The organism is Cellulomonas sp. P2_B4 (assembly GCF_056404795.1).
On record NZ_JBFUDI010000082.1, the window covers coordinates 1 to 569 of the forward strand.

The window sequence follows — 569 nt, forward strand, 5'->3', positions numbered from 1 at the left end:
CCGCCTTCACCGCGACGACGCCGAAGCGGTCGCGGCCTTTCTTGAGCATGTCGAGCATGCGGCGTTCGGTCGAATTCACCCTTCGTCTCCTGAGTGCAGCCGTTGTTGGTGAACTGAGGGACGGAGCGCCGCGGCCATTCCCGCAGCCGAAACGGGACCGCAAAAAATAATTGAATCAGGCTTACGGGACGGGCGGAAGGTCTCCGTCCTTCAGTCATAATGCCAGTGCTTCCCGCCCTTCCGCTGACCGGTGCCTTGTGGCTTTTGGGCAGCTCGGGGATGGCGGCGGTCGATAACGACAGGCTACCTGGTGGGCATGATGCCGTCCGGCGCGAACCTGTGATCCAGTCCGCGTCCTTGCCCGAAATGCCGGTCGCGGCGCCGAAAACGCCGGTACCGGTCGACCTGCCGCGCTTGTCCTCCGGGTTCGGCTGGCGCGTTGATCCGATCCTGGGCCGGCCCGCCCTGCACAGCGGCATCGACATACCCGGGCCGCTCCGTTCCCCCGTGCTGGCGGCCGCGGGCGGGGTGGTGCATTTCGCCGGCAAGGCGGGCGGCTATGGCAATAT

At 66.1% G+C, this 569-nt stretch carries 1 protein-coding gene; it reads left to right on the forward strand.

Translation table 11 applies throughout. The features are described from left to right. Nucleotides 1-339: 339 nt before the first annotated feature. The coding region (locus AC1DZC_RS20205; protein WP_477044527.1) for a M23 family metallopeptidase at nucleotides 340-569 on the forward strand (230 nt) is incomplete at its 3' end.